General features: G+C 69.9%; 26 protein-coding genes. 22 read left to right on the forward strand and 4 right to left on the reverse strand.

The window, feature by feature from the left end; genetic code table 11:
• The first annotated feature begins 39 nt into the window (after positions 1–39).
• The 6 genes from paaA to AC2DFQ_RS05465 are packed head-to-tail and all read left to right on the forward strand — an operon-like array spanning position 40 to position 4695.
• Entirely contained in the window at positions 40–1023 is a 984-nt protein-coding gene (paaA, locus tag AC2DFQ_RS05440) for a 1,2-phenylacetyl-CoA epoxidase subunit PaaA (RefSeq protein WP_484533189.1), read from the forward strand.
• A complete protein-coding gene (paaB, locus tag AC2DFQ_RS05445; protein WP_484508176.1) occupies positions 1023–1328 on the forward strand; it encodes a 1,2-phenylacetyl-CoA epoxidase subunit PaaB in 306 nt (101 codons plus the stop codon). The genes paaA and paaB overlap by 1 nt, the downstream gene beginning before the upstream one ends.
• Positions 1325–2221 (forward strand): 1,2-phenylacetyl-CoA epoxidase subunit PaaC, encoded by an 897-nt coding sequence (gene paaC / locus AC2DFQ_RS05450; RefSeq protein WP_484533190.1) that lies wholly within the window; start codon positions 1325–1327, stop codon positions 2219–2221. Before paaB ends, paaC begins: the two co-directional genes overlap by 4 nt.
• Complete coding sequence (gene paaD, locus AC2DFQ_RS05455) at positions 2221–2745, forward strand: 1,2-phenylacetyl-CoA epoxidase subunit PaaD (RefSeq protein ID WP_484533540.1); 525 nt, start codon at positions 2221–2223, stop codon at positions 2743–2745. The genes paaC and paaD overlap by 1 nt, the downstream gene beginning before the upstream one ends.
• On the forward strand, positions 2745–3917 hold the full coding sequence (paaE, locus tag AC2DFQ_RS05460) for a 1,2-phenylacetyl-CoA epoxidase subunit PaaE (protein WP_484533191.1): 1173 nt from the start codon (positions 2745–2747) through the stop codon (positions 3915–3917). The genes paaD and paaE overlap by 1 nt, the downstream gene beginning before the upstream one ends.
• Positions 3918–3924: 7 nt before the next feature.
• Positions 3925–4695, forward strand: a complete 771-nt coding sequence (locus AC2DFQ_RS05465) for an enoyl-CoA hydratase/isomerase family protein (RefSeq protein WP_484533192.1) — start codon at positions 3925–3927, stop codon at positions 4693–4695.
• Positions 4696–4709: 14 nt separating this feature from the next.
• Here the strand turns inward: AC2DFQ_RS05465 and AC2DFQ_RS05470 are convergent, their stop codons facing one another.
• Positions 4710–5066, reverse strand: coding sequence for a 4-fold beta flower protein (locus tag AC2DFQ_RS05470; protein WP_484508181.1), 357 nt, complete (start codon positions 5064–5066; stop codon positions 4710–4712).
• 150 nt (positions 5067–5216) lie between these two features.
• Between AC2DFQ_RS05470 and AC2DFQ_RS05475 the strand changes: the two genes are divergently transcribed.
• The 16 genes from AC2DFQ_RS05475 (at position 5217) to AC2DFQ_RS05550 (ending at position 20923) form a co-directional block, all read left to right on the forward strand.
• The gene (locus AC2DFQ_RS05475) at positions 5217–6692 is read left to right on the forward strand and encodes an MFS transporter (protein ID WP_484533193.1); all 1476 of its coding nucleotides are present in this window, start codon (positions 5217–5219) and stop codon (positions 6690–6692) included.
• Between the two features lie 29 nt (positions 6693–6721).
• Positions 6722–7216, forward strand: a complete 495-nt coding sequence (locus tag AC2DFQ_RS05480; protein WP_484533194.1) for a metallophosphoesterase family protein — start codon at positions 6722–6724, stop codon at positions 7214–7216.
• Between the two features lie 207 nt (positions 7217–7423).
• Positions 7424–8320 carry a cupin domain-containing protein gene (locus AC2DFQ_RS05485; protein WP_484533195.1) on the forward strand — a complete coding sequence of 299 codons (897 nt, stop codon included), beginning with the start codon at positions 7424–7426 and terminating at the stop codon, positions 8318–8320.
• Positions 8317–9024 (forward strand): SDR family NAD(P)-dependent oxidoreductase, encoded by a 708-nt coding sequence (locus AC2DFQ_RS05490; RefSeq protein WP_484508185.1) that lies wholly within the window; start codon positions 8317–8319, stop codon positions 9022–9024. The genes AC2DFQ_RS05485 and AC2DFQ_RS05490 overlap by 4 nt, the downstream gene beginning before the upstream one ends.
• A 35-nt stretch (positions 9025–9059) precedes the next feature.
• On the forward strand, positions 9060–10211 hold the full coding sequence (locus AC2DFQ_RS05495) for an MFS transporter (RefSeq protein WP_484533196.1): 1152 nt from the start codon (positions 9060–9062) through the stop codon (positions 10209–10211).
• A 202-nt stretch (positions 10212–10413) separates the two neighbouring features.
• Positions 10414–11280: a branched-chain amino acid ABC transporter permease gene (locus tag AC2DFQ_RS05500; protein ID WP_484508187.1), complete on the forward strand. Its 867-nt coding sequence runs from the start codon at positions 10414–10416 to the stop codon at positions 11278–11280.
• Positions 11280–12344, forward strand: coding sequence for a branched-chain amino acid ABC transporter permease (locus tag AC2DFQ_RS05505; protein WP_484508188.1), 1065 nt, complete (start codon positions 11280–11282; stop codon positions 12342–12344). Before AC2DFQ_RS05500 ends, AC2DFQ_RS05505 begins: the two co-directional genes overlap by 1 nt.
• Positions 12345–12361: 17 nt before the next feature.
• Complete coding sequence (locus AC2DFQ_RS05510; RefSeq protein WP_484508189.1) at positions 12362–13663, forward strand: ABC transporter substrate-binding protein; 1302 nt, start codon at positions 12362–12364, stop codon at positions 13661–13663.
• The gene (locus tag AC2DFQ_RS05515; protein ID WP_484508190.1) at positions 13663–14466 is read left to right on the forward strand and encodes an ABC transporter ATP-binding protein; all 804 of its coding nucleotides are present in this window, start codon (positions 13663–13665) and stop codon (positions 14464–14466) included. Before AC2DFQ_RS05510 ends, AC2DFQ_RS05515 begins: the two co-directional genes overlap by 1 nt.
• Positions 14463–15176, forward strand: a complete 714-nt coding sequence (locus AC2DFQ_RS05520) for an ABC transporter ATP-binding protein (protein ID WP_484533197.1) — start codon at positions 14463–14465, stop codon at positions 15174–15176. Before AC2DFQ_RS05515 ends, AC2DFQ_RS05520 begins: the two co-directional genes overlap by 4 nt.
• 11 nt (positions 15177–15187) lie before the next feature.
• Entirely contained in the window at positions 15188–16810 is a 1623-nt protein-coding gene (locus AC2DFQ_RS05525) for an amidohydrolase (RefSeq protein WP_484533198.1), read from the forward strand.
• Positions 16807–17265 (forward strand): RidA family protein, encoded by a 459-nt coding sequence (locus tag AC2DFQ_RS05530; protein ID WP_484533199.1) that lies wholly within the window; start codon positions 16807–16809, stop codon positions 17263–17265. The genes AC2DFQ_RS05525 and AC2DFQ_RS05530 overlap by 4 nt, the downstream gene beginning before the upstream one ends.
• Before the next feature lie 55 nt (positions 17266–17320).
• Positions 17321–18259, forward strand: a complete 939-nt coding sequence (locus tag AC2DFQ_RS05535; RefSeq protein WP_484533200.1) for an NAD(P)-dependent oxidoreductase — start codon at positions 17321–17323, stop codon at positions 18257–18259.
• Positions 18256–19566, forward strand: a complete 1311-nt coding sequence (locus AC2DFQ_RS05540; RefSeq protein WP_484508195.1) for a M24 family metallopeptidase — start codon at positions 18256–18258, stop codon at positions 19564–19566. Before AC2DFQ_RS05535 ends, AC2DFQ_RS05540 begins: the two co-directional genes overlap by 4 nt.
• Positions 19567–19604: 38 nt before the next feature.
• On the forward strand, positions 19605–20291 hold the full coding sequence (locus AC2DFQ_RS05545; protein ID WP_484533201.1) for a cupin domain-containing protein: 687 nt from the start codon (positions 19605–19607) through the stop codon (positions 20289–20291).
• 5 nt (positions 20292–20296) lie between these two features.
• A complete protein-coding gene (locus AC2DFQ_RS05550; RefSeq protein ID WP_484508197.1) occupies positions 20297–20923 on the forward strand; it encodes a cupin domain-containing protein in 627 nt (208 codons plus the stop codon).
• A 218-nt stretch (positions 20924–21141) separates the two neighbouring features.
• On the opposite strand, the gene AC2DFQ_RS05555 is transcribed toward AC2DFQ_RS05550, so the two are convergent.
• The 3 genes from AC2DFQ_RS05555 to AC2DFQ_RS05565 form a co-directional block, all read right to left on the reverse strand.
• Positions 21142–22023 carry an endonuclease domain-containing protein gene (locus AC2DFQ_RS05555; protein ID WP_484533202.1) on the reverse strand — a complete coding sequence of 294 codons (882 nt, stop codon included), beginning with the start codon at positions 22021–22023 and terminating at the stop codon, positions 21142–21144.
• 179 nt (positions 22024–22202) lie between these two features.
• Positions 22203–23582, reverse strand: coding sequence for an aldehyde dehydrogenase family protein (locus AC2DFQ_RS05560; protein WP_484533203.1), 1380 nt, complete (start codon positions 23580–23582; stop codon positions 22203–22205).
• A gap of 44 nt (positions 23583–23626) precedes the next feature.
• Complete coding sequence (locus AC2DFQ_RS05565; RefSeq protein WP_484533204.1) at positions 23627–24991, reverse strand: dihydrolipoamide acetyltransferase family protein; 1365 nt, start codon at positions 24989–24991, stop codon at positions 23627–23629.

Consider the following 24991-nt stretch of genomic DNA (forward strand, 5'->3'; position numbering starts at 1 on the left):
GTAGAGTAACTGAACGATCGTTCTGTAAAGGAGTCGATGATGACGACGGCAACCGACGCCACCATGCTGCCCGACGAAGAGGCCGAGGCGCAGGCGGCCTTCGACGAGATCATCGCCGCCGAATCCCGGGTTGAGCCGCGCGACTGGATGCCGGCCGCCTATCGCAAGACGCTCGTGCGGCAGATCTCCCAGCACGCGCATTCCGAGATCATCGGCATGCAGCCGGAGGGCAACTGGATCACACGTGCGCCGAGCCTCAAGCGCAAGGCGATCCTCATCGCGAAGGTGCAGGACGAGGCGGGCCACGGGCTCTACCTGTACTCGGCGGCGCAGACCCTCGGTGCCGCGCGGGAGGAGATGACGCAGCAGCTCATCGACGGCAAGGCCAGGTACTCCTCGATCTTCAACTACCCGACGCCCACGTGGGCCGATATGGGGGCGATCGGCTGGCTGGTCGATGGGGCGGCGATCTGCAACCAGGTGCCGCTGTGCCGCGCGTCCTATGGCCCCTATGGGCGTGCCATGGTGCGCATCTGCAAGGAGGAGTCCTTCCACCAGCGGCAGGGGTTCGAGATCCTCCTCACGCTCATGCAGGGCACCGACGCGCAGCGGGAGATGGCGCAGGATGCGGTGGACCGCTGGTACTGGCCGAGCCTGATGATGTTCGGCCCGCCCGACGACGAATCGCCCAACTCCGCGCAGTCGATGGAGTGGAAGATCAAGCGGTTCTCCAACGATGACCTGCGTCAGCGTTTCGTCGGGATGCTCGTTCCGCAGGCTGAGGCGCTGGGCGTCGCCCTTCCCGACCCCGAACTGCGCTGGGATGAGGGGGCGCAACGCTGGCACATGAGCGAGATCGACTGGACGGAGTTCCACGAGATCCTCGCCGGCCGCGGACCCATGAACGCCGTCCGCCTGCAGCACCGCCGGGAGGCGCACGAGGGAGGCGCGTGGGTGCGCGAGGCGGCGGCCGAGTACGCGCGCAAGCAGGCACAGCGAGCCGAGACCCGCGAGGTGGCGTGATGGCCAGCCCTGGGGCATCCCCGGCCGAGCAGTGGCCCCTGTGGGAAGTCTTCATCCGCGCCAAGCGCGGCCTCAGCCACGTGCACGCCGGATCGCTGCACGCACCCGACGCCGACCTCGCCGTGCGCAACGCCCGCGACCTGTACACGCGCCGGAACGAGGGCGTGTCGATCTGGGTCGTGCCGGCCGAGGCGATCACGACGAGCGATCCGGACGCCAAAGGCGCGTTCTTCGAGAGCCCGGCGGGCAAGAACTACCGTCACGCGGCGTACTACACCGCGTCCGAGGGGGTGCCGCACCTATGACTTCCCTTCGACAGGCTCAGGGACCGGGCGGGGCTCAGGGACCGGTCGGGGCTCCGGGACCGGGGGATGTCGCGGACGTCGACCCGCACGGATCCGTCACGGTCGACGGCATCGAACTCTCGGCCGAGCTCACGGGGGAGGGCGGCCGGGCCGGCTCGGCGGATGTCGCGGAGTACGCGCTGTGGCTCGGCGACGACGCACTCATCCTGTCGCAGCAGCTCAGCTGGTGGGTCGCGCGCGCACCCGAGCTCGAGGAGGATGTGGCGCTGGCGAACATCGCCCTCGACCTCCTCGGCCACGCGCGTTCGCTCCTGCGCTACGCCGGAACGTTCGACGGACGCTCGGAGGACGACCTCGCGTACTGGCGCGACGAACGCGAGTTCCGCAGTACCTGGCTGGTGGAGCAGCCCAACGGCGACTTCGCGCACACGATCGCCCGGCAGCTGGCGGCATCCGTCTACATGTTCGAGCTGTACGGCGCGCTGACGACGTCCGCCGACGCGACGCTGGCCGCGATCGCGGCGAAAGCGGTCAAGGAGGTCGACTACCACCGCGATCACGCCGTGCAGTGGACGCTGCGCCTGGCCGGCGGTACCGAGGAGTCCCGCCGCCGGATGCTCGCCGCCCTGGCCGACATCTGGCCGTACGTCGATGAGCTCTTCCGCGACGAGCCACTCATCGACCGGCTCCAGGGGGTCGCCGTGCGTCCCTCGACCCTTCGGCCGGCGTTCGACCGCGTCATCGCCGAGGTGTTCGCCGAAGCGGAGCTCGACGTTCCCGCGCTGCCGCCGGCGATGGCCCGGGGGCGCAGCGGTGCGCACTTCTCGACCCTGGGCTACCTGCTCGCCGAGATGCAGGTGCTCGCCCGTCAGCATCCGGGGGCGACATGGTGATGCTTCGAGACGCTCAGCAACCGGAGGAACAGGCTCAGCAACCGGCGAGGAACCGTGCCTGGGACATCGCCGCGCGGGTGTGCGACCCGGAGGTGCCCGTTCTCACGATCGAAGACCTCGGCATCCTCCGCGACGTGCAGGACGACGGTGATCGGGTTGTCGTCACGATCACACCCACGTATTCGGGATGCCCCGCCATGGACACGATCCGCGACGACCTCACCCTCGCGTTCTCGGCGGCAGGGTACGGCCGCGTGGACGTGCGGCTGGTGCTGGCGCCGGCGTGGACCACCGACTGGATGAGCGACGAGGGTAAGCGCAAGCTCACCGCGTACGGCATCGCGCCGCCGGCCGGCAACGCGGGTGCGGCCGCCGGCCCCGTGCGGGTCTCGCTGGGGGTGAAGTGCCCGCGGTGCGGGTCGCTGAACACGCGCGAGGTCACCCGTTTCGGATCGACGTCGTGCAAGGCGCTGTACGAATGCCGCGCATGCCTGGAACCGTTCGACTTCTTCAAGGTGCACTGATGGCGCCGTCATCCACCCGGTCCGTCTCCGAGACGGTCGCCGGCGCGCTGCTGCACAGCGCGGTGGGCGGGGCCCCGGATTCGACGCGGAGACGTGCGCGCTTCCACGCACTGCGGGTGGCGGAGGTGCGGCCGCTGACCGACGAGTCGATCGAGGTCACCTTCGCCGTTCCGGACGAGCTGATCGCGGAGTACGACTACCTGCCCGGGCAGTACGTGGCGCTCCGCGCCCGCATCGAGGGGCACGAGGCGCGGCGGTCGTATTCGCTGTGCCGGCCGCCGACGCCCGGCTCGGTGAGCGTGGCGATCAAGCGCAACACCGGCGGGTGGTTCTCGGCCTGGGCCCAAACGGAACTTCATCCGGGCGATCAGATCGACGTGATGAGCCCGCAGGGCACCTTCACCACGACGCTCGCCGACCTCGACGGCGCGCACGTGGCCGCCATCGCCGCCGGCTCCGGCATCACGCCGCTCATGGCGCTGGCGACCGCCGTGCTCGCCCGCTCGGCGACGGCGCAGTTCACCCTCGTCTACACCAACCGCTCCACCCAGGACGTGATGTTCCTCGAGGAACTCGCCGATCTCAAAGACCGCCACCCCACGCGGTTCGCCCTTCATCACGTCCTCTCCCGCGAGCAGCGGGCCGCTCCCGTGCTCTCGGGCCGCATCGACGGGGACAGGCTCCGCCGCATCCTCGACGGACTCGTCGTCCCCGGCACGATCGACGAGTGGTTCCTGTGCGGGCCGTTCGAGCTGGTCCAGCTGTGCCGTGACACCCTCGCCGGGGTGGGCGTCGACCGTGAGCACGTGCGCTACGAGCTGTTCACGACGGGGGAGAACGATGCCCCCTCCGGCCCGCGGCCGCCCGTGGTGGTGCGCGAGGACGAGCCCGTCCACACGATCGATTTCACGCTCGGCGGGCAGTCGGCCAGCGTGCAATCGCCCATCAGCGCGCGGGAGTCGATCCTGGATGCGGCGCTTCGCGTCCGCCCCGACGTGCCGTTCGCGTGCGCGGGCGGGGTGTGCGGCACGTGCCGCGCGCGCGTGCTGACCGGGTCGGTCACGATGACGGAGAACTACGCCCTCGAACCCGATGAGCTCGAGCGGGGCTACGTGCTGACCTGCCAGTCGCATCCCACCTCCGACCGGGTCACGGTCGACTACGACAACTGAGGCGCCCATGATCGACTCGCACATCCTCGACGGCGTCGCCCACGTGGTGCTGAACAACCCCGGCAGGCTCAACGCCCTGGACGAGCAGGCGCTCCGAGACCTGGATGCGGCGTACGCGGACGCCGAGCGGGCCGGCGTACGTGCCCTCGTGTTGCGCGGCGAGGGCCGGGCGTTCTGCGCCGGGCGGGACATCTCCGGCGTGGATCCTGCCGAAGACGACGTGAGCGGCTTCCTCGACGGGCTGCTCGCCCCGCTGCTCCGGCGGATGGCCGCCTTTCCGGCACCGACCTTCGCCGCGGCGCACGGTGCGTGCCTGGGCGTCGGGCTGGGGCTCCTCATCGCCACCGACGTGGTGTACATCGCCGACACCGCCAAGGTCGGTTCCCCCTTCGCGGCGCTCGGGGCGACGCTCGACTCCGGGGGGCACGCCCTCTTCTACGAGCGGCTCGGCGCGCACCGCACGTTCGACCTCATCTATTCCGGCCGTCTCCTGGCGGGGGAGGAGGCGGTCCGCCTCGGTCTGTTCTCCCGCAGTCTGCCCGCCGACGAGGTCGAGGACGCCACGGATGCCGCGGCCCGAGCCGCAGCATCCGGTCCGACCGCCGCGTTCGTGGCCAGCAAGCGCATCATCGCCGCGCTCCGCGACGAGCGCGCGGGGCTGTGGCAGGCGATGGCGGCCGAGAACGCAGCACAGGCCGCGCTCCGCGACACCGACGACTACCGCGAGGGCTTCGCTGCGTTCGGCGAGAAGCGCAAGCCCGCGTTCCGCGGGCGTTAGACCGCTTCGGCCGGTCAGCCCAGGTAGGCGTTCCAGTCGCTCGCGCTCCAGCGCGGCACGAACGGTACGCGCCCCATCCGTCGGGAGAAGCTCGGCCGGATCGGGGAGGGGTCGGCCGCCGGCCCGCGCCCCGCCATCTCGGCCGGGGGCTTCTCCGGCCGGCCCAGCGACCCGTCGATCCAGGCCACCACGCATCCGGAGGCGTCGCGGAATTGTCCGCGTTCCAGCCATCCGACGTGGCTGCCATTGGAGGCGTACACGGCGCCGTCGCGCTGCCAGCCCACGACGGAGCCGGTTGGAGAGTACAGGCGGTCGGCTTCGTACCATCCGGCGACCCGTCCCTCGCGGTCGAAAATCGGTGCGAGGGTCATGTCCTCACTCAATCAGTTGCGCTCGCCCACAGCAAGGCGACGCAGCATTACCGCGCGGCGTGGCGGACGTCAATCCGAGGCGCCGAATCGGCGGCGGGAGTAAAAAAGCTCCGCGGGTTGCGAGGGATGCCCCGCGGAAGGGGTGCGCGAATGTCGTCGCCGGGCGTGCAGGTCAAGGAAGTCACGTCGCTCGTTCCCGCCCGGCTGGACCGCCTGCCGTGGTCGCGATTCCACTGGATGATCGTCGTGGGCCTCGGCTTCTCATGGATCCTCGACGGCCTCGAGGTGCAGATCGTCGCGGCGAACGGGTACGCCGAGACCCTGGGTATGGGGCCGTTCGAAGTCGGCCTCGCCGGCACCTTCTACCTCCTCGGCCAGGTCGCCGGGGCCCTCGTGTTCGGCCGTCTCACCGACCGGCTCGGACGCAAGAGGCTCTTCATCCTGTCGCTGGTCGTGTACCTCGCCGGAAGCGCCATCGCGGGGCTCGCGTTCGCTCCGTGGTTCTTCTACATCTGGCGCTTCGTCGCGGGGGCAGGCATCGGCGGCGAATACGCGGCCATCAACTCGGCGATCGACGAGATCATCCCCTCCAAGTACCGGGGACGCGTGGACATCGCCATCAACGGCACGTACTGGGGCGGGGCGGCCCTCGGCGCCGTGGCGAACATCTTCTTCCTCAACACCGATCTGCTCCCGCAGGACGTCGGCTGGCGCCTGAGCTTCTTCCTCGGCCCGGTCCTCGGGCTTCTCATCATCTGGCTCCGCCGCCACATCCCCGAAAGCCCCCGCTGGCAGATGACGCACGGCCTGGAGGCCGAGGCCGAACGCAACGTCGACCGCATCGAGGAGCGCATCCGCGAGGAGGGGAAGACGTTCGAGCCGGTGGATGACAAGAAGGCCATCACGGTCAAGGAGTATGGCCGGGTGCCGTTCCTCGTGATCGCGAAGGTGCTGTTCCGTCAGTATCCACGGCGAACGCTCGTGGGGGTGACGATGATGGTCACCCAGTCGTTCCTCTACAACGCCATCTTCTTCACGTACGCCCTGGTGCTGGAGAACTTCTACGACACGCCACCGGCCTCGGCCGGGCAGTACTTCATCATCTTCGCCGTCGGTAACCTCGCGGGAGCGCTGATCCTCGGTCACTTCTTCGACACGTGGGGACGGCGGCGGATGCTGTTCGGTACCTACGTGCTCGCCGGGCTCATCCTGCTCACGAGCGCCTTCCTCTTCAATGCCGGGGTGCTGAGCGCCGGAACCCACACGGCGTTCTGGTGCGCGTCGTTCTTCTTCGCCTCGGCGGGAGCGTCGGCGGCGTATCTCACCGTCAGCGAGATCTTCCCGCTCGAACTGCGCAGCCAGGTGATCTCCTACGTGTTCTCCATCGGTCAGCTCGTCGGTTCGGTCGCCCCCGCCCTCTACGGCGCCCTGATCGGTGACGGCACCGATCGCCAGCCGCTGTTCTGGGGCTACGTGCTGGGCTCGGTCGTCATGATCGTCGGCGGCGTCGTCTCCGGGGTGTTCGGCGTCAGCGCCGCGGGCAAATCGCTCGAGGACATCGCCGATCCGCTGTCGCTCGTGTCGCCGGCGGAGAAGGGCGTGACGCCCGGCGACCGCGCCTCGTGACCCCCGGCCGCATCCGGACGCTCTGAGTCATGGCCACGCGTCTTCTGCTGATCTCCGACACGCACGTCCCCGCCCGGGCGCGGACTCTTCCTGCCTCGCTTCTGCAGGCGGCGGATGCGGCAGACCTCATCGTCCACGCCGGCGACTGGGTCACCGCATCCGTCCTGGACGAGCTGGAAACGCACGGCGACGTGCTCGGGGTCTGGGGCAACAACGACGGCGCCGACCTGCGCGCACGTCTTCCGGAGGTCGCGCGGCGCGAGGTCGACGGCGTGCGCCTGGCCGTCGTGCACGAGACGGGGCCGGCTCAGCGCCGGGAGGCGCGCATGGAGGCCGCCTTCCCCGATGCCGACGTGCTGGTCTTCGGGCACAGCCATATCCCCTGGGACACCACGACGCCACGGGGACTGCGACTGCTGAACCCCGGCTCGCCCACCGACCGGCGGCGCCAGCCCCACCACACCTTCCTGACGGCGGTGGCCGACGACGGGATGCTGCGCGACGTCACCCTCGTGCGGCTCTGACGTCGGATCGGACGTCTGGCCCCGCGCCGGCACGACGCCCGTGCCGCTGAGCCCGGGAGCGCAACGACCCGCTCCGCTTGACAACGATGGGGCGTGACCGTTTACATGGGGTTTAGTGACAGTGAACACTCGAGATGGGCGCCGCCCGCTCGAGGGGGACCCGCCGCGCGAGGATGCGCCGGCGGGAGAAAGGTCGAGGAGGCCCGCATGTCGAGGTTCGTCGTCCGTCATGCCCGCGACGCCGACTACCGTGACCCGGGCGCTCTCGCGCCCGGCGCGGTCGGGGTCAGCCGGTGGCGCGGCGTAGGCGAGGACGACGGCGCCGCCCACACCGACTTCGGGATCACGCGGCTGGAACCCGGCGGGCGGACCGCGACCCACGTGCACTCGTTCGAGGAGAGCTTCCACGTCCTGGAGGGCGAGGTGATCCTCGCGACCCCCGAAGCGACCGTCCGTCTCGTCGCGGGGGACTACGGGGTGCTGCCGATCGGCGTGCCGCACGCGTGGCGCAGCTCCGGTGAGTCCGCCGCTGCGTGGGCCGACCTCCTCACCCCGCCCGCCCGCGCCCGCCACGGACACGACACCTACCGCGTGAGCGAACTGCCCATCTCCGCTCCGGTGGACGTCGACACGCGAGACCCCCGTATGCGGTCGTTCGGCAACATCCGCACCGAGCACATGGATGCGGGCCGCCAGTCCCAGGAGCTCCTCGCCGTCTCGGCGAGCATGCGCACCGCTCTTCTGGTCTACAGCGGAATCACGCTGAAGATGATGGTCGATTCCGACCTGGGAGCGACGCTGGGCACGCTCTTCATGGTGCAGTACGAGCCCGACGGCACCGCCGGCGCTCACGACCATCCGCTCGAGGAGGCCTATCTCATCCTCGACGGCGAGGTGGCGGCGACGTTCGACGGCGAGGAATTCGTGCTGGGCCCCGGCGACATCGCGTGGGCGGGCGTGGGATGCGTGCACTCCTTCGCCGCGACCGGCGCCGAGGTGCGGTGGCTGGAATCCCAGTCGCCGCAGATGCCGTCCCGTCATGCCTACCGCTTCGCGCGGGACTGGGAGTACTTGCAGGAAAAACTCGAGGAGGAGAATTCATGAGCGGACGCACGATTCTGGTGGCCGGCGGTTCGTCGGGGATCGGACTGGAGCTGGCCAAAGATCTGGTGGCGGGGGGAGACTCGGTCATCCTCACCAGCCGCAGCCAGGAGACCGCCGACGAGGTGGCCGCCGGCATCGGCCCTGGCGCGACGGGCGTCGCCCTGGATGTGTCCGAGCCGGAGGGCATCGCCGAGCAGCTCCGCGGCATCGGCCCGCTGGACGGACTGGCGATGGTGGCGATCGAGCGTGACGCCAACACCATCCGCGACTACAACATCGCTCGCGCGGTGCGCCTGGTCACGCTCAAGCTCGTGGGATACGCAGCGACCGTGCACACGCTGCTCGATCGTCTGGCGCCGACCGTCGACACCGGGATCGTCCTGTTCGGAGGCCGCGCGAAGGATGCTCCGTACCCCGGGTCGACCACGGTGTCGAGCATCAACGGCGGCGTCGACGGCCTGATGAACACGCTCGCGCTCGAGCTCGCGCCCATGCGCGTGAACTCGCTGCACCCCGGCATCATCGGCGACAGCCCCTTCTGGGCCGATAAGCCGGAGGGCGTGCTGTCGGGCTACGAGAACCGCACGCCCGGTGGTCAGCTGGCCACGATGGCCGATGTCGTGGATGCGACGAAGTTCCTGTTGTTCAACCGCGGGGTCAGCGCGCACACGCTCAACGTCGACCGCGGCTGGCGCATCAGCTGACGCGGACTGCACGCCCGAGGACCGGAGGAACCGGCATGCGTCGTCCTCCTGCGGGAGTCATCCTTCCCTTCGTCATCTTCTGGTCGACCCTGGATCGCTCGCTGATCCTCCCGCTGGTTCCGGGGATCGCGGGCGATCTGGGTGTGAGTGTCGCGGTGGCCGCCGGTGCCATCACGGCGCACGCCCTGGCGTATGCGGGGTTCCAGCTGATCTGGGGGCCCCTGTCGACGCGGTGGGGGCGTGTGCGGGTGCTGGTGCTGTCCACCTCGCTGGCGGCGCTGGCCAATCTCGCGAGCGCTCTGGCACCCGACATCGGATGGTTCATCCTGGCCCGAACGGCCTCGGGCGGCGCGTTCGCGGCCACCTTCGCGGCCGTGTTGACCTACGTGGGCGACATGCTGCCCCTCGCCCGCCGGCCCTCGGCGATGTCGAACCTCGCCTCCGCAACGGCGTTGGGGCTGGCCGTGGGGACGCTCGCGGCCGGGGCGATCGGATCCGTGACCACGTGGCGGTGGATCTTCGCCGGGTTCGCCATCGTGACCGCGGTGCTGGTGCCGTTCCTCGCTCTGCTGCCGGAGGCGCCGGGCCGGGGGACCGAGCGCGTCCTTGCGCAGGTCTCGCGTCTGGCACGCAATCCGTGGGCCCTGTCGGTGTGCGCGCTGGTGGCGCTGGAGGGCACTCTCCTGATCGGGATCTTCAACCTGCTCCCGGTGGCCCTGCAGGAGTCGGGGGAGGATGTCTTCGTCGCGGGACTGGTCACCGCATCCTTCGGGGTGACGGTGGTGGTGGTCAGCCAGCTGATGAAGCTCGTGGTGGGGCGGGTGAAGCCGTGGGTGTTCCTGGCCGCCGGCGGGGTCAGCGCCACGGCGGCCTTCCTCGCGCTGACGACCCAGGTGTCGGCGCTGACCGTGCTGGCCGGCGCGGCGCTCATGGGGGTGGCGTGGGCGCTGGCGCACACGACGCTCCAGACGTGGATGACCGATGCGGCCTCGGACTCCCGCGCGCTGGGAATGACGCTGTTCTCGATCAGTCTCATGCTGGGCGGCGCACTGGGCGCCGCTCTCGGGGCTGTCGCCCTCGACCGCGACGCATTCGGCGTGCTCTTCGCCGCCGGCGCGGTCGGCGCCGTCGTCTTCGGGGCCACCAGTGCCGTCGCGCGGGTGCGCTATCGCGTTCGTGAGGAGTGACCGCCGGTCCGACCCCACTGTTCCCGAGACTGAACAGTGAACTGAACAATTGTGCAGTGCAAGTTGACAGATGGAGTTTCCGTTGCTTCACTTAGCTCCATCGAAACCCGTAATCGATAACCCGCACGTATTCCAGCAATACCCGTAGTCCCACTCACGATTTCCTGACGATTCACGACGACGTGGAAGGTCTGATCCCTCGGTGTTCGAACCTGTCTTCCTTGCACAGCAAGTGCTCAACGGACTGAGCTTCGGTGCTCTTCTGTTCCTCCTGGCCAGCGGCCTCACGCTCGTGTTCGGCCTCATGCGGATCGTCAACATGGCCCACGGCGCGTTCTACATGCTGGGCGGCTACATCGGCGTGGTGATCGCGACCCTGACCGGCAACCTCCTCGTGGCGGTGATCGTCGCCATGGTCGCCGTCGGAGTCACCGCCTTCCTCGTAGAGGTGGTGCTCCTGCGCTTCGTGCGAGGACAGGAAATGCCCGAGGTCCTGCTGACGATCGGCGTCTCGTTCGTGATCGCAGACCTGTGCCTGGCCTTCTTCGGGGGAGACCCGCAGAACCTCCCCAACACGGTGAAGATCCCCGGCGCCCTCATGATCGACGGGTTCGTCTACCCCTGGTACCGGATCTTCGTGATCGGCGTGGCCCTCGTCATCGGCATCGCGCTGGCTCTCGTGCAGTACAAGACCCGGGTCGGGGCGATCGTGCGGGCGGGCGTCGATGACCGGGAGATCATCACCGCGATGGGGGTGAACATCCGATGGGTGTTCACCGGCATGTTCATCGTCGGGGCCGCCCTGGCCGCCATCGGCGGCACCATCGGCGCCGGAGTGCAGAGCATCCTCCCCGGGGTGCAGAACGAGGTGCTGCTGTACGCCCTCGTCGTCATCATCATCGGCGGGCTGGGGAGCATCCCCGGTGCCGCAGTCGGCAGCGTCCTGATCGGACTCATCGACGCCTTCGCCAAGGCGTGGATCCCGGAGCTGGCCTACTTCACGATCTTCCTGCCCATGGCGCTCGTGCTGGTGCTGCGACCGACCGGCCTCTTCGGAAAGGCGGCGTGATGAGCAACCGCATCGTCGAGACACGCACCATTCGCACCGCAGGTGCCCCGCGCAACCGCCGGATGTTCCTGATCAACCTCGTCCTGCTCGCCGTGGTCCTGGCCATCGGCATCGCCCTGCCGTACCTCGGTGCGTCGACCTTCGCGGTGTCGCTGACCTCGACCATCCTCATCGCCGCCACCCTCGCTTCCAGCGTCAACTTCCTCGCGGGGCAGGGCGGCATGGTGTCCCTCGGCCACGCCGGCATCGCGGCAGCCTCGGCCTACGGCGCGGGGTGGGCATCGCGCCAGGGCATGGACCCGGGGATGCAGGTGCTGATCGCCCTCGCCGTCACGGTGATCGTGTCGCTGATCTACGGCCTGCTGTCCATGCGCACCAACGGGATCTATTTCCTCATGGTGACCCTTGCCGTCGGGATGCTGATCTACGGACTGGCGTTCCGTTTCTCCTCCGTCACCGGCGGCGAGAACGGCATCTCCGGCATCCAGCGGCCCGAGTGGATGTCCTCCTACTGGATGTTCTACTACGTGGTGCTGGCGGTGTTCGTCGTGCTGACCGCGGCGCTGTGGGTCGTCGGCAACTCGCCCTTCGGTGCGAGCCTGCGGGGGGTCCGCGACAGCGAGAGCCGGATGCGCAGCCTCGGGTACAGCGTGGCCTCGTACAAGCTCGGTGCGTTCATGATCTCCGGCAGCGTCGCAGGACTGGCCGGCCTCCTGTCGGTCTGGCACACGCACTTCGTGAGCCCCTCCTCGGCGGGTGTGGACCGCTCGGTGCATCTGATCGTGATGGTGATCCTCGGCGGCATCGGCACGCTGCTGGGCCCCCTCATCGGTGCCGCCGTGGTCGTTCTCGTCGAGAACGTGCTCTCCAGCTACGTCGACCGCTGGCCGACGATCCTCGGCCTCATCTTCATCCTCGTGATCCTCTTCGCGAGGGCAGGCATCGCCGGAAGCGTGCGCAAGCTCATCAACCGATGGCGCCCGCGCCGCTCGACACCCGAGTCCGGTGATCGGGGCGCACCCCCGGGACACGCCGTGTCCGAACCCGCAACAACCAACGAGTGAGAGTGGAAGGACCTGCAATGACCTCAACGATGATGTCGACGCGCAGCCGTCGCGGGGCTGCGATCGCAGCTCTGGGCGTGGCCGCGGCGCTGACTCTGGCTGCGTGTGCCCCCCCGGGTGCCGCGACCCCGAGCGATGACCCGACGGAGGCGTCGGCGACCGGCGAGCTCAAGGTCGGCTTCATCTCCCCGACGACGGGCAACTTCGCCGTCGCCGGTCAGGAGATGGTGGACGGCTGGAACCTGTACTGGGAGACGAACGGGAACGAGGTGAACGGCGTGACGGTGGAGACCATCGTCGAGGACGACGCCGGAAACCCCGAGACGTCGCTCACCAAGGCCAGCAAGCTGGTGGACCAGGACCAGGTCGACGTCATCGTCGGCCCGCTGATCGCCAACACCGCGCTGGCCGTCGCGGAGTACGCCGCGGGCGCCGGCATCCCGAACCTGCACCCGGTCGCCGCATCCGATGACCTCACGCAGCGCAACGCCAACGAGCTCACGGTCCGCACCGGATCGATGGGCGGCTCGCAGGCCAACTTCGCCGGCGGCGAGTGGGCGGCCACCGACGGCGACGCGCAGACGGCCGTGACGCTGTGCGCCGACTACGCCTTCGGGTGGGAGTCGTGCGCCGGGTTCGCCCAGGGCTTCGAGGCCAACGGCGGCGAGATCGTGGAGCAGATCTGGTTCCCCAACTCCACCACCGACTTCTCCACGTACGCCTCGCAGATCCAGGCGGCCGACGCCGACATCGTCTACGTCGCCACCGCCGGTGGCGCGCCCGGTCCGAACTTCCTCAACGCCTACCTGGGCCTGGGGCTGGACATGGACAAGCTGCTGATGAACTGCTGCGCCGCCGACCAGGGGACGCTCCGCGCCATGGGCGACCAGATCATCGGTCTCAAGTCGGTCAGCTACTGGGCCGAGGGCCGCGACAGCGATGTCGTCCGGGAGTTCGTGGACGTCTACAAGGAGTTCTCCGGTGGGAACGTGCCGGGCGCCTACGCCGCCGGCGGCTACGTCACCGCGTCGCTCGTCGCCTCCGTGCTCGAGGAGCAGGGTCTCCTCACCGGTGAAGACCTCGTGGCGGCCATCACCGAGTACACGTTCGAAGACAGCATCTTCGGCCGCGTCTCGTGGGACGAGTACAACAACACGATCGGTCCGGTGTACATCCGCGAGGTCGAGAAGCTCGACGACGGCCTGCTGTACAACGTCCCGATCGCGGAGGTCGAAGACGTCGACCAGTGGCTCGGACGCAGCCCGGAGGAGGCGCTCGCGCTTCCGACCTACTCGCAGACCTTCCAGGGACTCGAGTAGTGACCGAGGCGACCACGGCGAAGGCCCCGGACCCGCGAGGGTCCGGGGCCCCCGCCCCCGCGCTCGTGGTGAGCGGGCTGGGCAAGAGGTACGGCGGCGTGCAGGCCGTCGACGACATCTCGCTCACGCTGGCTCCCGGCGAGCGGATGGGCGTCATCGGACCCAACGGGGCCGGCAAGACGACGCTGTTCAAGATGATCGCGGGTGACGTCGCCCCCTCGGCCGGAACGATCGCGCTGTTCGGCCGCGACGTGACGCGGCTGGGCACGGCGCGCCGCGCGCGGCTCGGCGTGGGGCGCACCTTCCAGGTGTCGAACCTGTTCCGCGAAATGAGCGTGCTGGACAACGTGCGGGTCGCCGCACGCGGCGGCTCGTCCAAGGCCCGCGTCTTCTGGCGCACGCAGGGCATCAGCGACGAGGTGAGCCGCACGTCCACGGAGATGCTCGAATCGGTGGGCCTGTACGGGCGCCGAGACGACACCGTCGCCGACCTCTCGCACGGCGAGCAGCGGCAGCTGGAGATCGCGATGGCGCTGGTCACCCAGCCGCGCCTGCTGCTGCTGGACGAACCTGCCGCGGGGCTCTCCGCGGTCGAGCGGACCACGCTCCGCCGGCTGATCGAGGAACTGCCCCGGACGCTGCCGATCCTGCTCATCGAGCACGACATGACCCTCGCCCTGGGGCTCACCGACCGGGTGATGTGCATGGAGAACGGTCACCACATCGTGACGGGGACGCCGGACGAGGTCCGCGACCACCCCACCGTCAAGGAGATCTACCTGGGAAGGCGTGACAAGAAGTGACTCTTTCGGTCTCGGGTCTGCGCGCCGGATACGCCACCGCGCAGGTGCTCAACGGTGTCGATTTCACCGTCGGCGACGGACAGAGCGTCGCGCTCCTCGGTCGCAACGGCATGGGCAAGACCACGCTGGTGCGCACCATCTGCGGTCTGCGGCCCCCGGCGGTCTCCAGCGGAACGATCGTCTACGACGGGGTCGACATCACCCGCCGGGCGAGCCACCTCATCTCCCGCGCGGGCATCGCGCTCGTGCCGCAGGGGCGGCGCGTGTTCGGGTCGCTCACGACGCTGGAGAACCTCAAGGTCGTCCCGCGCCGGCGCCAGACGAAGCTGGAGCCCTGGACCGTCGAGCGGGTGTTCGACTTCTTCCCCCGCCTCGCCGAGCGCTCGGGATCGATGGCCCGCTCGCTCTCCGGAGGGGAGCAGCAGATGCTCGCGATCGGACGGGCGCTGATGACGAACCCGAGCCTGCTCATCATGGACGAGCCGAGTGAGGGCCTCGCCCCCAGCATCCTCGACGTCATCCAGGACCGGCTCGAGGGCCTGCGGGCCTCGGGGCTGTCCATCCTCATCGCCGAACAGAACGTCGACCTCGCCCTCGACATCGCCGAGCACGTGATCGTGATCGACGACTCCGGCACGATCGCGTGGTCGGGCCAGCCCGCCGAGTTGCGTGCGGACGACCAGCTCCTCGAGCGCCACCTGAGCATCTGAGCCGTTCCGCTGTGACCACCACCACGCTTCCCCCTGCCCTCCCGCTCGTCGACCTCGTGCTGCGCGGTGGGCGGATCTCGACCTTCGCCGCGCCCGGCGAGGGTCCGGACGAGGTCGAGGCCATCGCCCTCGCGGGCGGCCGCGTCGTGGCGATCGGCTCGGACGCCGATCTCGCCCGCTATGCGGAGCTCGCCCGTCGCGTCGTGGATCTCGGAGGGCGCCGGGTCCTCCCCGGACTCAACGACTCGCACATCCACGCCGTGCGCGGCGGCGTGTCGTGGGCCGGCACGATGCACTGGGAGGACGTGCGCTCCGTCGACGAATCGCTCGCACGCGTGCGCGAGGAGGCGACGCGCCGCGGACCCGGCGCGTGGGTGAGCGCGATCGGCGGCTGGCATTCGAGCCAGCTCGCCGAAGGTCGTGCCCCCACCCGCGCCGAGCTGGATGACGCGGCACCGGAGAACCCCGTGTACCTGCAGGAGCTCTACGACCGCGGCATCCTCAACACCGCCGGGCTGCGCGCCGCGGGGTTGCCCGCCGACACCGGAGAACTGCACGGCGTGCGAGAGTTCGCCGTGCCGACCGGCCTCGCCCTGGCCGACGCGGGGAACCCGGAGGAGGGTGTGCGCCGCATGAACTCCGCGTTCGCCGCGTACGGCCTCACCGGCGTCGTCGACGGTGGCGGGCTGATGGTCACACCGCGCGACTACGACCCCCTCTACGCCGTGTGGCGCCGCGGCGAACTCGACGTGCGTACGCGGCTGTACATCTCGGCGTGGACCCGCGGGGGAGAAGTCGAGAACATCCAGCAGCTGACGGCCCTCGTTCAACCCGGCAGCGGCGACGAGATGCTGCAGGTCGCCGGCGTCGGCGAGATCCCCCACCTGGGCTGCCACGACATGGAGGGGTTCGACGCGTTCGAGATCGCCGACGCCCCCTACCGGGAGCTGGTCGAGATCGTGCGCCTGTGCGTGCAGCGCGGATGGCGCATGAGCGTGCACGCGGTGCTGAACGCCACGCTCGGGCGCATCCTCGACGCGTGGGAGGAGATCGAGCGCGAGATCGGCGGCGTGCGCGGAGCGGGATTCTCCATCGTCCACGCCGACGAGGCATCCCGGGAGAACCTCGAGCGCCTCGCGCGCCTGGAAGCCGGCGTGCTCGTGCAGAGCCGGCTCCTGCTCAAGGGCGGCGACTACGTCCACGCATGGGGCGAAGAAGCGACGATCGCTGCCCCGCCGCTCGGGGATCTCCGCGAACTCGGGATCGTGGTGGGCGCCGGGACCGACGCCACGCGGGCCAACTGGTACTCGCCGTGGGCGTCGATCTGGTGGCTCGTCACCGGCGGCACCCTCAGCGGCCGGGGCGTGCGCGACGTGCGGCACCGGCTCTCCCGAGCCGAGGCGCTCGCCGCCTACACCCGCGATGCCGCCTGGTTCACCGGTGAGCAGGCGCACCGGGGCAAGCTCCTCCCCGGCTACGACGGCGACGTGTGCGTGCCGTCCCTGGACCCGTTCACGTGCGCGGAGGACGACCTCCGCGACATCGGCAGCGACCTCACCGTCCTGGCCGGTCGCATCACCCACGACGCCGGCGTGCTCGACGCAGAGAACGCCGCAGGAGAGGACCCCTCATGACCATCCCCGCCCCGATGAGGGTCGGCAACGCCGAGATCATCCACCACGCCGGGTACGACGCATCCATCGTCAGCCCCTTCGTCCCCGCCATCCGCACCGTGTCCAACGCCCGTCTCGTCTTCATCAGCGGCGTCACGGGCGCCCCGGTGTACCACGATCACCCGCACGTCCCCGAGGTGTTCGACGCGATGCCGATGGATGCCGCCGGTCAGGTGCAGAACGCCTTCGATCACCTCGATCTCGCCCTGCAGGCGGCGGGATGCGAGCGGCACGACGTGGTCAACATGATCCGGTTCTTCACCGACGTCGACGCCGACCAGGACATCGTCAACAAGCACCAGGGGCACTGGTTCGGCGGTCACATCCCCACCAGTTCCACCGTGCAGGTGACGCGCCTGGCCACGGACCCGCGCTTGCGGTTCGAGTTCCACGTCGTGGCCGCCGCCCCGGCGTGACCCACACCACACCCCCCTCTGCCGGCGCATGCCGGCATCACCCGAAGGAGACGACATGACGGACAGCAAGCCCACGGTGGGTTGGATCGGCGCGGGCCGAATGGGAACGCAGCTGGCGACCCGGTTGCTGAACGCGGGCTACGACGTGGCGGTCTACAACCGCACGCGCGCCAAGGCCGAGCCGCTGGCGGAGCTGGGCGCGACGCTCGTGGACCGGCCGGTGGACCTGGCCGGTCGGGACGTGGTCTTCGTCATGGTGTCGGCGTCGAAAGACCTCGAGCAGGTCATGCTCGGCGACGGCGGCCTCCTCACCGATCCCGAGCGGGTGCCCCACGCGATCGGCGACTCGTCCACCGTCTCGATGGAGATGAGCGCGCACATCCGCGCGGCCGCAGAGGAACGGGGCGTGGGCTTCCTCGCGACGCCCGTGTCGGGCAACCCGAAGGTGATCGCCGCGGGCAAGCTCACCGTCGCCGCATCCGGACCTCGCGAGGTCTTCGACCTCGTCCGGCCGCTGCTGGAGACCTGGGGGCGCGGCGTCACCTACGTCGGCGAAGGGGAGGCGGCGCGGATCGTGAAGATCGCCCACAACGTCTTCCTCGGCGTCGTCATCCAGAACATGGTCGAGATCACGCTCCTCGCCGAGAAGGCGGGGGTGAAGCGGGCCGACTTCCTGGAGTTCCTCAACGACTCGGTCATGGGCTCGCCCTACAGCCGGTACAAGTCGCCGGCGCTGGTGAACCTCGACTTCGCGCCGACGTTCACGCCCGTGCTGCTGCTGAAGGACCTCGACCTCGGGCTGGCCGCCGCCCGGGAGATGGGCGTCGTCATGCCGGTGACGGCGATCACCCGGGAGATCGTCGCGACAGAGGTCAACGCCGGGAACACCGAGCAGGACTTCGCGTCGATGATCCTGCGCGCCGCCGTCGCGTCCGGGATCGATCTGCAGGCCGAGAACGTGGCGGTCGATGACGGATTGGACCCGCAGCCATGAGTCATGGTCACTCCCACGGCGGCTCGGCCGGGCGACGCTTCGAGCGTCCGTCCGTCCGGCCGGCGGGGGTGCGGCCGATCGGGGCGCCCGGGCAGACGGGCGTGGACTACGAGCGGCGCGTCGACTTCGACCGGCTGCGCTCGTACCGGCTCGACCGGGCGAAGGCGGCGCTGGAGGCCAGTGACTGCGGAGCTTTCCTGCTGTTCGACTTCTACAACATCCGCTATACGACGCAGACGTGGATCGGCGGCGCGCTCGGCGACAAGATGATCCGCTACGCCCTGCTGATGCGGGGGCGCGACCCGATCCTGTGGGACTTCGGTTCGGCGGTGCGGCACCACCAGCTCTACTCCGACTGGGTGCCGGATGAGAACTACCGGGCCGGGTTTCTCGGATTCCGCGGTGCGGTGGACCCCGAAGGCGCTGGCCTCATGCGCGACGCGGTCGCCGAGATCGTGTCGCTGCTGAAGGCGGAGGGGCTCGCGGATGCTCCGGTGGGGCTCGACATCGTCGAGCCGCCGTTCCTCTTCGAAATGCAGCGGCAGGGTTTGCGGGTCGCCGACGCTCAGCAGGCGATGCTGGATGCCCGCGTCATCAAGAACCCCGACGAGATCCTGCTCCTCAACCAGGCCGCCGCCATGGTCGACGGCGTCTACCAGGACATCGCCGAGGCGCTCAAGCCGGGCGTGCGCGAGAACGAGATCGTGGCACTGGCGAACAAGCGCCTGTACGAGTACGGCAGCGACCAGGTCGAGGCGGTCAACGCGATCTCGGGGGAGCGCTGCAATCCGCATCCGCACAACTTCACCGACCGCATCATCCGCCCCGGCGATCAGGCCTTCTTCGACATCATCCATTCGTTCAACGGGTACCGCACGTGCTACTACCGCACGTTCGGGGTGGGCTGGGCGACGGAGAGTCAGCAGGACGCCTACAAGCAGGCCCGCGAGTGGATGGATGCGGCGCTGGACGCGATCCGGCCCGGAGTCGGGTCGGATCAGGTCGCCGCCGTGCTGCCGAAGGCGGAGGACTTCGGGTTCGCGAACGAGCTCGCCGCGTTCGGGCTGCAGTTCGCGCACGGACTCGGCCTCGGGCTGCATGAGCGTCCGATCATTTCGCGGCTGAACTCCATGAAAGACCCGGTGGAGCTGAAGGCGGGGATGGTCTTCGCGATGGAGACGTACTGCCCGGCATCGGATGGGATCTCCGCGGCCCGCATCGAGGAGGAGGTCGTCGTGACCGACTACGGGATCGAGGTACTCACCAAATTCCCGGCGCAGGACCTGTTCGTCGCGAACCCCTACTGAGCCGTCATCGGTAGGGTTTCCCTCAGCGAGAGGACGACATGGCGGCAGTACTGGGTGGACGCATTCGCGAGGCGCGGCAGGCACGCGGATTGTCTCTGCGCGCCACCGCAGCCGCGGCATCCATCTCGCCCAGCCTCCTCTCGCAGGTGGAGACCGGAAAAGTCCAGCCGTCGGTGAGCACCCTCTGGGCGATCGTCACCGGGCTCGGGCTGTCGGTGGACGACGTCCTGCACGACGGACCGCTCCGCTCGGTGGCGCCGCGAGGAGCAGCAGCGCCCGGGCGCGGCGAGCCGGCCGAGCCGGTGCAGCGCCGCGAGGACGCGCCCGAGATCACGATGACCAACGGCGTCACCTGGCGGGGGCTCGCCGTCACGGGCTCGGCGCCGGGGGTCGACGCGGTGCACGTGACGTATCAGCCGGGGGCGGCCAGTTCGCTCGATGACAGCCACATGCGCCACGAGGGGACGGAGTTCGGCTACATCCTGCGCGGTGAGCTGACGCTCAAGCTGGACTTCGACACCTACGTGCTGGGCGTGGGCGACTCCTTCAGCTTCGACTCGATGCGTCCGCACCTGTACGTGAACGACTCCGCCGCCCCGGCCGAGGGCGTGTGGTTCGTCACCGGACACGCCCGACCCGCCCTGTCGGCGCCCGAGTCCTCCGGTGTGCTGCGCGACGCCGTCGACGTGCTGGACGCGATGAGCCGCCTCCCCGGACGGAACTGAACCGCGTGCCCGAACTCGACACCCCGTGGGACCTCGTCGGCGAGCGCGTGCGGGCCTCGCGGATGGCCGCGGGGCTGACGGTGCGCGAACTCGCGCGCCGCATCGGGCTGTCGGCCAGCCACGTCTCGCAGGTCGAGCGCGGACTCGGCGCCTTCAGCGTGCCTGCCCTGTACGCCGTGGCCAGTGAGCTCGAGGTGTCGATGAGCGACCTGCTCGCCGCCCCCGAGGAGACCACAGCGGAACCGGCGCCCGACGGGGCGCGCGACCTCGTGGCGGAGGGGATCGTGCAGCGGGCCGAGAACCACCCCACGATCAAGCTCAGTTCGGGTCCGCGCTGGAGCCGGCTCACCGCCGTGGGCGAGCCGGATGCGGAGTTCCTCGAGGTGATCTACGCTCCGGGCACGGCGGCGCCGCCCGAGCACATCCATCACGCAGGCCGGGAGTACGGCATCGTGCTCACCGGCATCCTGAGCGTCGAGGTGGCCGGCGCGATCGCGCACCTCAGCCCGGGCGACTCGATCGTGTTCGAGTCGATGCAGCCGCACCGGTTCTGGAACGACTCCGACACCGAGGTGCGCGCGATCTGGTTCGTGCGCGACCGCGACTCGGCGGGGCCTCTCCCGCACGGCTGACCGCCTGTCGACTCGCCATAATCCGTGCGGTTTTCGCGCGTTTCAGGACCGATCTTGGCGAGTCGACGCATGCGCGGGAGGGCGATGCCACGGCAGCCCGATCAGCGCTTGGGGAACTGCGGTCCGAGCTCGCGGACATCGACGCCTTCCTCGCCGTCGAGTCGCCATAAACCGTCCGTTCTCCGGCCCGACAGCGACGGATTGTGGCGAGTCGACGGTCAGGAACGGGCGCGAAGAAGGCGGCGGATGCGGCCGATGAGCGCCGGGCGGTCGTCGAAGTCGCGCGCCGTCACCACGGTGACGCGGTATCCGAGCGACTCGAGCTCCGCCCGCCGCGACATATCGCGGCTCCATTGGTCCCGATCGCGGTGGTAGTCGCCGTCGTACTCGATGATCAGGCCTGCCTCCCGGTAGAGCATGTCGACGCGAGCGACGAAGCGGCGGCCGGCGAAGATGTCGACGTTGCATTCCGGCGTCGGGAGACCGGCCTGGAGAAGAAGTACGCGCAGCTCGGACTCCCGGGGCGACTCCGCGCGCGACGAGCTCCACTCCAGCGCCAGCGGCCGCTGGGCGGCACCGCGGCTTCGCCCGACTCGACGGTGCGCGCGTTCGAGCGCGTCGCGCGTGCACAGCGGATCGCGCCAATACAGGAGCCGATCGGTGACGGCGATGAGCTGGCCGAGTCCGAGTACGCCCGCCAACTCGCACCACGTCCGCTCGGGTGACGTGCACCGCATGCCCCGCACCGAGACCACATCCCCCGGCTCGACGACGAGAGCGCGGCCGCGCACACCGGGACGTCGGATGCGGTTGTGCTCGAGGGGGACGCCGACCAGCGGCTCCGTCAGTGCCCGCTCCTGAAGCGGCCCGGGAAGCGGCAGCCCGAGGACGACCCCGGCCGTCGCCCCGCAGACGAAGGCATGCCCCGGGAGGGCCGCCAAGAGCAGCCGGAGCCGCTCTTCGTCCTCGAGCTCCCGTGACGTGCGCGTGCCCCAGAACGGAGACTCGAGGGCACTCGAGCGCATCCGCCCCTCCGACAGCCCGAACGCCCGCCCGTCGGCGACGGTGAAGGCGGCGGGCAGGTCAGAAGGTGGCAGCATCCCGCCAGCGTGCCCTCGCGGCCTCGCCTGTCGCGGTGCCGGCCTGGCGCCGGTGCACTATCCCGTGGCATCCACCCCTGGGGAGGAGAAGTCCCTCCGTCGAGTCGCCAACAACCGTCCGAATTTTCGCTGGAACGCGACGGATGCTGGCGACTCGACAGGAGGGGGGTCGGGAAGGGTCAGGCGACCCAGACGGTCTTGAGGTTGCAGAACTCGCGGATGCCCTCGGCCGACAGCTCGCGTCCGAAACCCGAGCGCTTGATGCCGCCGAAGGGGAGCTCGGGGTACGAGATCGTCATGCCGTTGATGAAGACGGCGCCCGACTCGATGCCGCTGATGGCCGCATCGATCTCGGCCGCATCCGTGCTCCAGAACGCCGAACCCAGGCCGAAGTCGAGCACGTTGGCGATCTGCAGCGCCTCGTCGAGCGACGAGACCTTGTAGAGGGATGCGACGGGGCCGAAGGCCTCTTCGGCGAACAGGCGCATGTCGGGCGTGATGCCGGCAACGACCGTGGGCGGGTAGAACCAGCCCTCGCCGCCCGGGCGCTCTCCGCCGGCGAGGATGTCGGCGCCCTTCGCCCGCGCGTCGTCGACGAGGTCGAGGATGTCGCGGAGGCCCGACTCGCTGGCGAGCGGTCCGATCTCGGTCGACTCGTCGGCGGGGTCACCGAGCACGAGAGCCGACATCCGCTCGGCGAATCCCGCGGCGAAGGCGTCGTAGACGTCTTCGTGCACGATGAAGCGCTTGGCGTTGATGCAGGCCTGACCGTTGTTCGACGTGCGGGCCGAGACAGCCGTGGCGATCGCGCCGTCGAGATCGGCGGAGGGCATGACGACGAACGGGTCGGATCCGCCGAGTTCGAGCACGACCTTCTTCAGCACATCTCCCGCGGTGCGGCCCACGGCGCGGCCGGCGCCCTCGGACCCCGTCAGTGTCACCGCGGCGATCCGCGGGTCGCGGACGACCGCTTCGACACGGGACGAGCCGACCAGGAGGGTCGCGAACGCGCCCTCGGGGAACCCGGCACGCGTGAACAGCTCACCCAGGTACAGCGCCGAGCGCGGCACGATCGAGGCGTGCTTGAGCAGCCCGGCGTTTCCGGCCATGAGCGCGGGCGCGGCGAAGCGCACGACCTGCCAGATCGGGTAGTTCCAGGGCATCACGGCCAGCACGACGCCGAGCGGCTCGTACCGCGCACCCGCCGCGGATGCTCCCACGACGCCCGGGTTCTCCAGCCACCGCGGCGCGAGGAACTCCTGGGCGTTGTCGGCGTAATACCGCATCCCCCGCGCGGACTTCGCCACCTCGCCCCGCGACTGCGCGATGGGCTTTCCCATCTCGGCGGTGATCGCGGCGGCGACCTCCTCGGCTTCGGACTCGAGCAGGTCGGCGGCTGCCCGCATCCAGGTGGCCCGCGCCTCCCAGCCGGCCTCGGCGAGTGCGGGAACGGCGGCCGACGCGGCGGCGAGCTTCGCCTCGACGGCGGCGTCGTCGTCCTCCTCGAAGATGCCGAGCTCGGCTCCGGTCGCGGGGTTGACACTGCGGATGGTGGGCACGGCGGCGCCTCTCAGAATGCGGTAGGGGAAGGGGGCGGGGGAGCTCAGACGAGGATGCTGAGCGGGTTCTCGATGCGGCGCTGGAACGCGGCGAGCCACTCGGCGGCGATGGCACCGTCGAGCACCCGGTGATCGGCCGACAGGGTCACGGTCATCACCGACCCGACGGTCAGCTCACCGTCGGCGCCGACGACCGGCATCGGACGGGCGGCGCCCACGGCGAGGATGCCGGACTGCGGCGGGTTCAGGATGGCGCTGAACTGCGCCGTCCCGTACATGCCCAGGTTCGACACCGAGAAGCTCCCGCCCTCCAGCTCATGCTGGCGGAGGCGGCCCGCACGAGCACGCTCGGCGAGGTCGGCCACGGTGGCGCTGATCTGCGACAGCGGCAGCCGCTCCACGCCCCGGATGACCGGTGTCGTGAGTCCGCCCTCGGTGGCGACGGCGACCGCGAGGTCGACGCCCGTGAAGTGGCGGATGCTGTCGTCATTCCAGATCGCGTTGGCGGCGGGAACATCGACCAGAGCCGCGGCGACGGCCTTGAGCACGAAGTCGTTGACGGAGATCTTGCGCGGCGCCGACTCGTTGACGCTCTTGCGAAGCTCCAGGAGCGCATCCACGCGGCAGTCCGCGACGAGGTAGAAGTGCGGCACCGTCGACTTGCTCTCGGTGAGGCGGCGCGCGATGGTGCGCCGCATCCGATCGACGGGCACGTCTTCGTAGGTTGCGGCGCCCTCGGCGGAGGACGTCGGCGCCTTGGGTGCGGCGGGGGCGGGGGCGGCCGGAGCTGCAGGCGCCTCGGCGGCGGCCGGAGGCTGCGCGAGGTGCCGCTCGAGGTCGCGCCGGACGATGCGCCCACGCGGTCCGGTGCCGGAGATGTCGGTGAGGGCGACACCCTGCTCGGCCGCGAGACGGCGGACGAGCGGGCTGGCGAACAGTCGCTCACCGGAGTCATCCGACTCCGCCGCAGCATCGGCGGTGGAACCGGTGCGCACTCCGGATCCGTCCATCGGGTCGGGCTCCGGGTCGCCGGGGGCTTCCTCGGCCGGGGGCTGGGCTGCGGTGCCGGCCGACGATGATCCGTTCGGCGCGCGCTCGGCGGCGGGAGCGGATTCTGCGGCGGCGACGCCGGCGGCGCGCAAGGCGTCGTCGATGGCGTCGGCTCCTTCACCCTCGGCGACGAGCACGATGATGGCGTCGCCGACGGCGACACTGTCCCCGGCCGGAACGAGGAGCCGTCCGACGGTACCGGCGGCCTCGGCCGACAGCTCCACGGTCGCCTTGTCGGTCTCGATTTCGGCGAGGGTCTGCCCCACCGTCACGGTGGTGCCTTCCTCGACGAGCCAGGACTGGATGGCGGCCTCGGTGGCTCCGGCCATCACTTCGGGCATGCGAATGATCTCAGCCAT

The sequence above is a fragment of the Microbacterium sp. Z11_20 genome (assembly GCF_057197605.1).